The sequence below is a fragment of the Lyngbya sp. CCY1209 genome, assembly GCF_035615495.1.
Taxonomy (GTDB): Bacteria; Cyanobacteriota; Cyanobacteriia; order Cyanobacteriales; family Microcoleaceae; genus Limnospira.
This window is the reverse complement of record NZ_JAJENU010000628.1, coordinates 1-11,828: the sequence shown is the minus strand read 5'-3', so window position 1 is coordinate 11,828 and position 11,828 is coordinate 1. Positions and strand designations below refer to the sequence as shown.

The 11,828-nt window shown below is 56.9% G+C and carries 8 protein-coding genes and 2 tRNA genes; 4 read left to right on the top strand and 6 right to left on the bottom strand.

Translation table 11 applies throughout. The features are described 5' to 3' along the window. Window positions 1–14 precede the first annotated feature (14 nt). Window positions 15–86, top strand: a tRNA-Gly gene (locus tag LKE08_RS23855). Between the two features lie 32 nt (window positions 87–118). Here the strand turns inward: LKE08_RS23855 and LKE08_RS23850 are convergent. The 3 genes from LKE08_RS23850 to LKE08_RS23840 form a co-directional block, all read right to left on the bottom strand. Next, a tRNA-Lys gene (locus tag LKE08_RS23850) sits at window positions 119–190 on the bottom strand. Window positions 191–256: 66 nt separating this feature from the next. Next, entirely contained in the window at window positions 257–1,147 is an 891-nt protein-coding gene (locus tag LKE08_RS23845; RefSeq protein ID WP_324706772.1) for an aldose epimerase, read from the bottom strand. Window positions 1,148–1,239: 92 nt separating this feature from the next. Continuing rightward, on the bottom strand, window positions 1,240–3,111 hold the full coding sequence (locus LKE08_RS23840) for a CapA family protein (protein ID WP_324706771.1): 1,872 nt from the start codon (window positions 3,109–3,111) through the stop codon (window positions 1,240–1,242). 425 nt (window positions 3,112–3,536) lie between these two features. On the opposite strand from LKE08_RS23840, the gene LKE08_RS23835 reads away from it, so the two are divergent. Beyond that, window positions 3,537–3,845 carry a DUF6679 family protein gene (locus LKE08_RS23835; RefSeq protein WP_324706770.1) on the top strand — a complete coding sequence of 103 codons (309 nt, stop codon included), beginning with the start codon at window positions 3,537–3,539 and terminating at the stop codon, window positions 3,843–3,845. Window positions 3,846–3,886: 41 nt separating this feature from the next. Here the strand turns inward: LKE08_RS23835 and LKE08_RS23830 are convergent, their stop codons facing one another. Then, entirely contained in the window at window positions 3,887–5,491 is a 1,605-nt protein-coding gene (locus LKE08_RS23830; protein WP_324706769.1) for an MBL fold metallo-hydrolase, read from the bottom strand. 111 nt (window positions 5,492–5,602) lie between these two features. On the opposite strand from LKE08_RS23830, the gene LKE08_RS23825 reads away from it, so the two are divergent. Continuing rightward, entirely contained in the window at window positions 5,603–6,154 is a 552-nt protein-coding gene (locus LKE08_RS23825) for a phycobiliprotein lyase (protein ID WP_324706768.1), read from the top strand. A 92-nt stretch (window positions 6,155–6,246) separates the two neighbouring features. On the opposite strand, the gene LKE08_RS23820 is transcribed toward LKE08_RS23825, so the two are convergent. Next, window positions 6,247–7,281: a hypothetical protein gene (locus LKE08_RS23820; RefSeq protein ID WP_324706767.1), complete on the bottom strand. Its 1,035-nt coding sequence runs from the start codon at window positions 7,279–7,281 to the stop codon at window positions 6,247–6,249. A gap of 204 nt (window positions 7,282–7,485) precedes the next feature. Between LKE08_RS23820 and LKE08_RS23815 the strand changes: the two genes are divergently transcribed. After that, entirely contained in the window at window positions 7,486–8,676 is a 1,191-nt protein-coding gene (locus tag LKE08_RS23815; protein ID WP_324706766.1) for a helix-turn-helix domain-containing protein, read from the top strand. Window positions 8,677–9,080: 404 nt separating this feature from the next. On the opposite strand, the gene LKE08_RS23810 is transcribed toward LKE08_RS23815, so the two are convergent. Next, a partial coding sequence (locus tag LKE08_RS23810; protein ID WP_324706765.1) for an Ig-like domain-containing protein occupies window positions 9,081–11,828 on the bottom strand: 2,748 nt, incomplete at its 5' end.

The following is an 11,828-nucleotide window of genomic DNA, read 5'->3' as shown; positions in this document are numbered from 1 at the left end:
GGCTGGGATCTGTTGCGGGTGTAATTCAGTGGTAGAATGTCAGCTTCCCAAGCTGAACGTCGCCGGTTCGAGTCCGGTCACCCGCTTTCCCTTTAAGTTCTTATCCTGCCAAAGTCAATGGGTCGCCCGGGACTCGAACCCGGAACTAATCGGTTAAAAGCCGAGTACTCTACCATTGAGTTAGCGACCCAATTCAGTGCGATCTCTCACACAGTTTTTTATAATAGCACTGCATTTTGGGATGGTCAAGCCTTTTTTATAAAAAAGTTGCCGTCAGGTAGACCACCATCTCGCAACTCGCCCCGGGCTTCAGGTGCGTCAGCAGTTCTCCGGTGTTGAGGGCGTTCCTCGGAGCCGTCCAAGGTTCGAGACAGACGTACTCCTTCCCCCGGACGCTCCAGAACACCACCCGGGAGTAAGCCGCGCTGTAGCTCAGGGACACTCGCACGTTGCGGCTCCGATCCGTCAGGGTCGCCCCCAAACCGGTCAGCGGCCCGAAGATGGCGTCGATTTCGGGAATGTCGGGGTCGAAGCGGCCGCGAAAATCGTGAAGTTTCTGGGTTTGCTGGTCCCAATACTGCATCGCCGCGATTTCAAAGTGGAGCCGGCCCTTATCTTGGGCTAGGAAGTAGGGGTGCAACCCGGCCGAGAAGGGCATCGACTGGGGGGGGAGGCCGTCCATCGTGCCGCACAAATTCGTGAAACGCTGAAAAATTTCCAACCCGTTGCCCTTCAGGGTGTAGGTGAACTCCAACTCGAAGTCGAAGGGATAGAGCGATCGCGTTTCAGCATTACTCGTCAACCCCAACGTGATCGACGCCCCGTCAGTCCGCCCCTGGTTCCGCACTGTCCAGGGCAAATTGCGGGCGAAGCCGTGCTGTTTGAGCGTATATTGTCGCTCCTGGTAAGTGTAGGTGTTCTCCGGCAAATTCCCGCAGATGGGGAACAAAATCGGAATTCCCCCCCGCACCGTCAGACTCGGGTCGGCAAACCGCTCGTCATCCATGTAGAGGAGTTCTTCGCCTTTGACGGACCACCGAGTAATCAAGCCGCCCCGCTCCGGGACGACTTCCAGGCGGGACTCGGCACCGTGGTCAAACAGCGTGTAGGTTTTGTATTGTTTTTGGTTGAGTGCGATCGCAAACACGGTGATTTACTCTTTCCTAGGAATGGTTCGGCGGTCAAACGACAGGGATGGCGGAGATCGATTTCGACGGGTTCGGGGGGGTCGGGAATGACTCAGAACCCGGGAGCCAGGGGGGGAAGATGAATTCCCGAAACATGGCGAGCCGTCGCGGACGAAAATCGGGCTTCGATTTCCGTTCCGGCCGGCTGACGTTCCCCGGTGCGATTCCGAGGGGGGATCGCAACATCAAAGGAAATTGCGGAATTAAACCCATTGTAACTTTGCGACGACGAACTCGATTCCGGTTGAGGCGTCGAAATGAACGGTTCCTTGATAAAGGGGGTTTTGATAAACGGTTCCAAATCGTCGGGTTCCGTCGGAGAAGTCGCCGCCGACGATTCCGGGGCGGACAAATCCGGCAGCACCGGTTCGGCTGTCCCCCCGTCCGACCGAGGCTTCAACACCACAGCCGCATCCATCGGCCGGTCGAAAATGCGGGAGAGTCGCTCCACATTCCGCAAAATTTCCTCCCCCTTGTTCCCGCGAACCACTTGGGCTTGATAATCCCGCACCTCGACGGGCAGGAATTCGACTTTCATTTTTCGATTCTGCTTGAGCGAAACCTTCAAAATCGCGGTATCGTAATCGTTGCGGCTGTTGCCCCCGAAAATAAAATTTCCCAAGGAATAGACGATCGGCCGGCCCTTGTAAATTTCTGCACCCTGAAGGACGTGGGGATGGTGTCCGACGACGACATCAGCTCCTTGGTCAATCGTATAGCGAGCCAGATCGATTTGCCAATCTCCCGGATATTCGGCCAACTCCACGCCCCAGTGATAGTTGACCACCACCCAGTCCACCTGGTCGCGGACGGCGCGGATGTCGGCGGCGACCCGTTCGTCGTGGCGGGGGTTGGTCCCGGCTTGCTCCTCGGTGGCGGCGTGGAAATCGGCGTCGTAGTAGCCGAAATAGGCGATACGCTGGCCCTTGACTTCCAAAATTTCCGGCCTCCGAGCCTCCACGATGTCGCGGCCCGCCCCGATCGCGTGGATGCCGGCCTCTTGCAAGGTTTCCAGGGTTTCTACCAGTCCCGGTTCTTCGTAGTCCATCGTATGATTGTTTGCCAAATTGACCAGATCGATCCCGCCTTCTGTCAATACCTGAACCGCCTGCGGATCGGCCTTGAAATTAAATTGTTTGTTGGGGCGAATCAGGGTCGATCGCGTCAGGGGATTTTCCAAGTTTACCATCGCCACGTCGGCCTCCCGATATTCGTCCAACTCCGCGAAGGCCCAGGCGTAATCGTCCCCCACTTTGTCCGCGAAGGAGTTAGCCAGGGTGACGTCGCCGCCGAACATTAGGGTGACGGTGGGATCGTCGGGGTTCAGCAGGGCGGTGTGTTTGACCACCGGCACGGTTTCCAAAGCCGCCCGCACCGTATCGGTGCGTTTCGGCGGCGCGGCCGTGACGACCGCTTCGCTGGCCTGTCGCCGTCCGGCCGGGGAGGGGGCCACGACTTGGCTTCCCATCACCTCGTAGTAACTCACCCAACATCCGATGATGAAAGACGCAACCGCCGACCCCACCATCAACAGGGTGCGGAGGGTTTGGAAGTTGATGCGCTCGGGGGAAAGGAGGTTCCGCGTCCGGCGGCGGGAGCGGGTCGCCGGGGTGACGATGCGGACGGAGCGGTTCCAGAGGATCTGCGGCTGGCCGGCAAACCGGCCGGCGATTTTCACCCCTTCCACCCGGGGGGAGTTGAGTTTCCAGAGCAGGTGGCAGATGTGCTTGACGAGGCGCTCGGCGATGGGTTCCTGCCGGAACTCCACGAGCACTTGCAGGCACCCGTTGCGGTCGGGGAACACCCGGGCTCGGATGCCCTCCGGGGCCAGATAGCTGTCGATCAAATGGCCGAGCGCCCGAAAGTCCCCGGCCCGGGCCAGGTCGAAAAGGGTCGGTCGAGATAAATTTTGTGCGTAAACCATAGTTGAAATCTGCTTCCCCCTAATCAGAATTGGAGGCGATCGCGGACATTTCCGGTCGGACGAGACGGTTTTGGGCCCCGGATTCTCGCCCGGGGGAGCGATCGCCTCCCCCATCTCGCTGAAATCTTGATGACAGCAGTTTCGACCATCGATCAAGTTTCGACGATTTTTCAAATCCAAAGTTTATCACGCCCCCCTCGCCCCCTGGATGCCGAAGGCCGGCGAAAATCGGGCGCCGTCCCATTTCTTCCCCCTCGGGCCAGAGCATTTGTGGGAATCCCGCATAATACGCTATAAAGAACGGAAAGTTTGGCGCTGCGATCGGCTACAATTGAAGTGGCTCGGCGATGAATTCATCCGCCGGCCCCCGGCCTTTCAGCAGGCAACTTTCAACAGCCAGCGAACTTCTCAGGATTAAGTTAAAAATGCTACATCGCAAGATCTATCAACTGTGTTGTGATGGCCGCGAAGTCTGCATCTTTTTGCGGGACCAACAACGGTGGATCGAAAGGGCTCGGATTCTTGATATCGAAGGAGATTTGGTTACGCTGCGCTACGAGACGGAGGAAGATGACGAAGTGTCATCTTGGGAAGAGATGGTGCGCTTGGAGAGCATCGGCTCCATCAGCCAAAAACTCGCTTCGGTTCCCCGGGGGGATTTCGACTGGCAGATCGCCGAGGACTGTCCGGAAGCTGAACAACTTCGCAACCCCTCGGACTACGACCGCGAATAAATTGATCGTTGATCGTTGTTCATTCATTTTCTCGCGCCCGATCAAGGGCGGTCGATCGCCTCGAAGACGGGACAGTAGCCCTCGGGGGTGACTTTGAATCCGTACAGCGCCGAAACCGGGTTCCAGCAGCGCTGTCCCCGGTAAAATTGGCAGTTGCCACAGCAGTCCAAGTCCGGGGGAATGGCGCGATCGCTCCCCCGGGCGAGAAATTCCCGCTGGGAAATTCCCCGCAACACCAACTCTTCCCCCTGCCACCGCGCCTCCACTATCCCCGTGTCCCCGAAGGTGGACCAGCGTGGGTCCCGGGAGAGTGCGTTCGGCAGGGTGACGTTCACCTCCGTACTCGACTCCGTGAGCTCCCCCTGGTAGTGGGTTTCCGGGAGGGTGGGTTGCAGGAAGGTTTCCCCGATGGGCAGCGGGACTTCGACTCCGGCGGCGGGGTAGTGCAGTTGGTAGCGGTTCCGCAGTTCGTCCAAGTTGGTCAGGTCGGCCAGGTAGGTCGGCGAACCGTGGACGAAAATGACGTGCTGGGGCCGCAGGTTGTGGATCAGTTGGGTCGTGCCGGGGGCGTCGCAATGTTCGGTGAGGAAATAGGTTTCCACCGCGATCGCTTCGGAGCGGGCGATGGGGGGGACGTCGGCGCTACTGCCGGGGGGTTCGGGCAGGAACAGACTCCAATACCCCGGTCGGTGGCTGATGTAGGGTTCGATGTCCGCCCCGGTATCCACGATCAAGATACAGGGCTCCCGGTCTAGTTCGGGCAGCAGTTCTGGGGACAGGCGACGCACCCGGGGCCGGATGCGGTCGTCCCAAAACAGGGGTTGGTGCTGGGCGAAGTTTTGGATGCTGGCGGGGAAGTGGGGCAGCAGTTCCAGGTAAATATCGCACCCCAGGGCGACCATGCCATCGACCCAAACATCGATATCCCGGCCCGTGAAATAGTGGTGGGAGCGCAGCAGCATCAGCAGTTCCTGACCCAACCCCAGGGCGGGGGTGGGGAGCAGGACGGACTGGCCCGAGGCGATCGCCCGGTAGATGCGTTCGGCCAGTTGGTTTTCCAGTTGGCGACGGTGGGGGTGGCGGGCCGTCCCGTAACTGCCCTCCGCAATCAGCACGTCCGGCCGCAGTCCCCGCAGTTCCCCCAGCGGCAGTCCCTCCACTAACCGGGAGTTAGAGAGGAAAAAATCCCCCGTATAGAACAGTTTGTAGGTGCGGTGGGGGGAAGTGTAAGTCAGCAAAATACAGGTCGCGCCGGGCAGGTGCCCGGCGGGGAAGAGGGTGACGGTGAGTCCGTCCTGGAGCGCGACTTCCGATCGCAGGGGCAGGGGCTGACAAAATGGCGGAATTTCACCCCGTTTCAGCGCCTCCGGCCAGTTGAGGGGCAGCAGTTGGGCGGTGACTTCGCTGGCGTAGATGGGGAGGTCGGGAAGGGCGCGGTGCAGGGGCAACAATCCGCGCACGTGGTCGGCATGGGCGTGGGAACACACCACCAAATCCGCCCGGGGGGAGTCGGGGGCGGCCAGCAGCGGCGAAATGTCCCGCAATCCGCACTCGAGTAAGATGCGGTGGGGCCCCATCCGCAGGAGCAAACACACCCCGTCATCTTCGTGGCCAACGCTATAGGGAAAGCACTCCAGATCAATCACAGCGATCGGTCAACATGAGAATTTAACTTAGATTTTAGATTTTTTGGGGATTTTGCTAGAACATTATTAAGAAGTATGTCGAAATTTAAGTTTAAGTTTTTTTAAGTTGCCATGTCGATTTCTCAATTACAGCACTTTTTTGATTGCTGTGTCGGAACCTGGACGACGGAACGCACCTACCATTACCTGAACCATCAGGAAGTGGAGCGATCGCACACGGAATTCGTCATCAACCCCCTGGAGACGGCTAATAAAATCAAAGTCCTCGAGGACAACCGCCTCTCCCACGCGGAACCCGAGGGTTTGCCGGGATACCAACTGGCATTCAACACCGTATCGGAAACGGGGGAACGGGTCTCCCAAGATTTGAATATCTTATTCGTACCCCGCAAAATTGAACTTCCGTTTATCGAAGGGGACTATTTGCGCGATCGCGCCTACGAAGAGGCCCGGGCGATGGTGGCCTATTTTCGCTTCGACACCCGCACCCGGGAGCTGTTGATGACTACCACCTACACCCGGGTCGTTTCCGTCGATTCCATCACCTTGATCAATCCCAACCTGCGAATCCGCAGAATCCTCAACTACCAGCGTCCCCTCGACAATGAACCCCTCGACACCGTTCTTTTGGCCGGGTTCGGGGTGGAGCAGAAGAGGGGGTAGGGTGTGGGGAATGGGGTGTGGGGTGTGCTCCCTCTGCTCCCTCTGCTCCCTCTGCTCCCTCCGCCCCCCTGCTCCTCTGCCCCCCTGCTTCTCTACCGAATTTCAAATTCCGTACCCCGGTAGCAGCCCTGGAATGAGGTCAGGGGGACTCCCGCCGCTTGGCTGAAGCGGGTCATGACCGCCGGGGAGGTGGTTTCCCAGCGGTAGACGAAATCGCCCAGAAATTGCCCGTTTTCTTCGTAGCTGTACTCCTGGATGGGAATGCCCTCGACCCCCGTCACCGCCTGATCGTGGTAGCCGTTGAGGATGATTTTTTCCACCGTCGCGCCGTCTTCGAGAATCACGTTCCATCTCACCGGTTCGTAGGAGGAGAGGACCAGCACGATCGCCTTGTCCCGTCGCCCCACTTTCACATCGATGGTTCCGGTGGTGCGATCGCCCATGCCGTGGCGGGAGTCAGCCTCGTAGACGCCCACGAAATGCAGTTCGCGATCGCCCGTCGCCGGTTTCACGAAGGCGGAACAATCCCCCGAACTGCCCGTCCCGCCGATGGTTTGGAATAAAACCGGAGGGGCCGACGGCGGTTGATTTCCCGTCAAATTACCTTCGACAATCGGCATCAAAGAAGACCAGGTATTCATTCCCAATGCGGCGATCAGTGCCGTCCCCGCACCGACGGGAATCAAGGTGAGCAAATATCGCAGCGATCGCGATCGCCGACCCGATCTCACATTGCGGGCGATCGCGTAGCGGAGATCCCGGAGGGGATGGGTTTCGTCATCCAAACCCGCCAACAATTCCAAGCTTTCCGGTTCTTCGAGCAAGCCCTGGACGATTTTACCATCCCCCACATACAATTTTCTCGTCTTGCGATCCAACAGCAACCAATTTTCGTCCGTCCGCGTCAACCCGTAATCCTGCAAAATGGGGCGGTTTTCTTTGTATTCCAAAAAAACCTGCCAAGCCGCAACGTTAGCCGTTCCCAAGCTTTCCCCGTCGGCGTACATCACCTGATTGATTTGCGGTTCCCAATGCCAAGCCACCCAGCGGCGATCGGCTCGATAACCCAACGCTTTTTCGAGACGGGGGTGGGCATTGAGATTCAGGGGTTCGATAAAGTCAGACATGGCGATTTCTGATCGTTGAGATTTCGGTCATTCTCTCTCTTATAACATTCTATGACTATCCGCCTGGGAGGCTGAGAAACCCGGTTTCCGGCTCGAATCCCCAATTATCAATTTTCAATTGTCAATTATCAATTAGATTCGCGGTGTCTTCCCAGAGGAGATAATCCGCCTCCGCATCCGGACTGAGGACAAAGTGATTGAAAAATGGGTCACATAGGTTGGATTCGGGAGCGACACATGACGAGTAACATCAATCCCACAGTTGATTTCGGTACGGCGGGGGTGACGGCGGCAGAGATATCGTCGGAAGACGTGCGGGTGCTGCTGCGTCAGATCGAAGCGGAACTGCACCAGAGCGAAGTGTATCGGATCGCCCTGCAAAGTCTGAAAAAGACGTTGGGGGAAGGGACAAATCAAGCGGAAATCGTGGTTCGAGCCGTGGGGCGGGAGGCGATTCAACTTTCGATCAAACAGTTGATTCGGCGGCACAGAATGATGGTTCGGACGGCCGCGGCCCAAAGCGCGATCGCACCCGATTCAACCCCCGAACCGGAGGCGGTTTCTCCGACACCCCCGCCCCCCCCACCGCCCTCCGTGGTTGACGTGGGGGCGGTACGGGAGACATCCGGAGAGGAATCGGACATCGAGGAGACGGGGGGCAAAAGCGAAATTTCTCCCCCATCGGAAGCGGAAACGGCGGCGGAAACAACCCCTCCCACCCCGAAACCCGCCCCGGCGAAAAAGAAAAAGCGCAAAAAACTCACCCCCGCCGAACGGGCACAACAGGCGAAACGGCAGCGGGAAGATCGCCTGCGTCAACTCGGGAAAACCCTCCAAGACGCCCGGGAAGCCTGTTCTGTGTCCCTGCGACAACTGCACCACCAAACCCTCGTCCCCGTCAGCCTCGTGCAAGCCTTGGAAACGGGATGTTTGGACCGCCTCCCGGAAGATATCTATTTGCGGGGGTTCATCTGCCGCCTGGGGAACGCTTTGGGACTCGACGGGCCGACGCTGGCTGCTTCCCTGCCGACTCCGAGCCCCGACGGCTACCCGGTTCCTTCCTGGTCCAAGGTGAAATTGAATTCCGGGTTTTATCTCAATTCGGTCCACCTGTATTTGGGCTACACCGCCATCCTCGCCGGTTCCCTGAGTGGTTTCGCTTGGCTGGCCCAACAACCTTTGCCGGAAAGCGAACTGCCCCCCGACGTTCCGGAGGCGACGCCGGACGCCAAATCGGAAGCGGAAGTCGAAGCGGTTCCGGGGTTGAAAAGCGATCGCACCCAGGGCATCGTCTTGGGCGCCGATATCGCCCCCCCCGAACGGATGGCGCCGGAGTTGATACCCCAGCAGTTGACGAGTATGGGGGCGGGAAATTTTGTTCCCAATCCGGGGTGATATTATAGCTGTCAGTTGTCAGGTATCAGCAGTCAGCTAATATCAAATCCGGTTATCCCCTCCTAAACCTCCCCAATCATCGACCGATGATTTGATCGGGTAGGGGCGCAAGGCTTGCGCCCTCGGGGAATTGATTCCCAAGCGGTCTCGATATCTGACCCGTTTTTTTTCCGGGCATTCAACCGGATTTGATATAACGCTCGAAGTCTCACCATTTCCCGAGGCGGGGATGTGGGGATGTGCGAATGATTTTGGCAGTTGCGATCGCACTGAGAATTGTGTTGCAGAAGTCGGAAAGAATGGCTCCCCTCTCCCAAAATTGGGAGAGGGGTTGGGGGTGAGGGCTTTCATCCATCAACTCCCCTCTCCACAAAGTTGAGAGAGGGGTTGGGGGTGAGGGCTACTTAAAACACCCAGAAATCAGTCTCGCTGAGATCCTCCTGAACCTGTGCAATAGCCGTCTCATCTCCCACAGACACAGTTGGATTATAGTACAAAATTCCACGACTTGGATCGTAAATAAGAGGGGTACTGACGACTTGCAACCAGGGGTCGTAATCGGGAATTATCGCAAACTCACCTTCAGTCAGTGCGCCGGGTGACAAAACATCAAATCCCTCTGAATCCAGGTAAATTTTATCACCTTCAGCAGAACTAAAATCAGTGATAGTATCCACCCCATAAGAACCATCTGGACTGAAGTTAAAGGAAAACGTATCGGCTCCCACACCCCCTTCGAGACAGTCATTTCCTCGGTCTCCAGAAAGCATATCATTTCCTTCGCCACCGAAGACGGAGTCATTGCCTTTGCCCCCATAAAGACAGTCATTTCCTTGGTCTCCATAAAGGATGTCCTGGCCCAGGCCACCGAAGAGGGAATCATTGTCTTGGCCCCCATGAAGACAGTCATCTCCTCGGTCTCCAAAGACGATATCATCGCCCGGGCTACCGAAGACGAAATCATTGTCTTTCCCCCCACGAAGACAATCATCTCCAACACCCCCAAGCAAACTATCAATTCCCCGATTACCCTGGAGTGAGTCATTGCCAATCCCGCCTACAGCCGTATCCTTTCCGCCACCCAAGAGAACTTCATCATCATAAAAGATCTCATTATCCTGACTGGTACTCGCAAAACTCTGGTTTCCCGAAGCATCCTCAGCCGCATTCTCCCGCACCGTCGCCGTAACAGTTTCATCTGGGACCATCCCACTCACCGCAACGGTAAAAAAGCGATCTTCATGGCCACTCACCGGAGTTACATTCACCGTCGGTGCCTCTGCCATCCCTCCCAACAAAACATCATTGGCATCAAAGCCAGTAATCGGCTCACTAAATGCCACCGTGAAATTCAACGGTTCTTCAAATGCAGGGTCGTCCTGATAGTTGGCCTGGTTAATCGTCACAGATGGTCGCTCATTATCAGTTGGAATAGCTGACAGGTTAATTCTCGCTTCATCCCAAGTCACCCCAACTGAGCGGTCAGAAAAGTCACGACTCACAATTCCAAGCCCCCCCGGCGGTAGCAGTAGCTCCGGCGGTAGTATCAGAGCCGAATCCTGATAAAAGATCTCATTTTCGGCTTCAACCGGCAGCAGCGGTTGTAAAATCGCCAACAATTCGGGCGACAAATTTGCGGTCAAAGCCTGAATTTGTTCCGCCGTAAATCCCTGCACCTGTTCCGCCGTCAAACCCGACAAAAATCCCTGCAACTGTTCGGCGCTCACACCCTCAGTCAGCGCTTGAATCTGTTCCGGCGTCACCGCCTGCCACTGTGCCAAACTCAAGCCTTGGGCGGTTGCCTGCAACTGTTCCGGCGAGAGTTTTTGCAGCAGCGTTGTCAACACCTCCGGCGTCACCGCCTGCCACTGCGCCAAACTCAAACTGTTGGTGAAGCTGGCGACTTGTTCGGCATTCAAATCTTGCACCTGTTCGACGCTCAAGGTTTCATACAAAATCCGAACTTGTTCCGGCGCAAATTTATCAATCAAACTGCCAATTTGTTCCGGGCCAAAACCTTGAATCTGTCCCGGAGACAATCCTCCAATCAAGGCGGTAAATTGTTCCGCTGTCAACCCTTGCAGTTGTTCGGCGGTCAAACTTTCCAAAAAGGCTTGGGTTTGTGCCGATGACAAGTCTTGGGTCACTTCTCCCCACTGTTGCGGTGTCACCCCTTGCAATTGCTGGGGACTCAACACCGGGATAAAGGTTCGCAACTGCTCGGGTGTGGTGTTTTGGGTGAAAGCTTGCCACTGTTCTGGCGTCACCGCCTGCCACTGTTGCGGCGTGAAGTTTTGCGTCAAAGTTTGCAACGTTTCCGGCGTGAAACTTTGCAGTGCATCCCGCCAATCCTCCGGCGCAATTGCCGCGATTTCTTCCGGCGTGAACGCCAGAATTTGTTCGACAGTCAGGAGGGGCGGTTCATAAGTAAATTCTTCGCCAATAACAGTCACCGGAATGGTTTCCAAAGACTGTTCTTGTCCCCCCCAATAAATCACCCTTCCAGCCGGGTTGAATACCAGGTTGACCGTACCCCGTTGATTCATCCCTCCCACACCAACAGAATACCGCCGAGTTGTCATTGCTGACAGGTTAATTATCGGTGAAATTCCCGGTGAAAATGCCGTGCCAGATGCGATGAAATCGCCGGTGTCAAGGCCGGTGACTAGCTGATTAAATTCGACTTCAAAACTGACGGCATCCGGTTCGGGTTGCAGGTCGGGTTGGCCAATTGTTGCCGTCAAGGGGACAGGTACAGTGGTATCCACGGTGAGACTCACCGCCGTGGAAGTTTCGGAGATGTTCCCCGCCGCGTCTGCGGCTGTAGCCGTCAAGTTGAAAGTGCCTTCTGCCAAGGCGGTGGCGGGGGTGAAACTCCAGTTTCCGTCCGCGTCGGGAATCGTGGTGCCGAGTGAGGTTTCGTCTCGGAAGATAGTGACGGTGCTTCCGGCTTCGGCGGTGCCGGTGATGTCGGGGGTGGTGTCGTTGGTGATACCGTCGCTGGTGATAACTGGGACAACAGGGGAGGTGGAGTCTATGATTAAGCTCGTTGCTGTCGATGTTGCAGAGATGTTTCCCGCCGCGTCTGCGGCTGTAGCCGTCAAGTTGAACGTACCTTCTGCCAAGGCGGTGGCGGGGGTGAAACTCCAGTT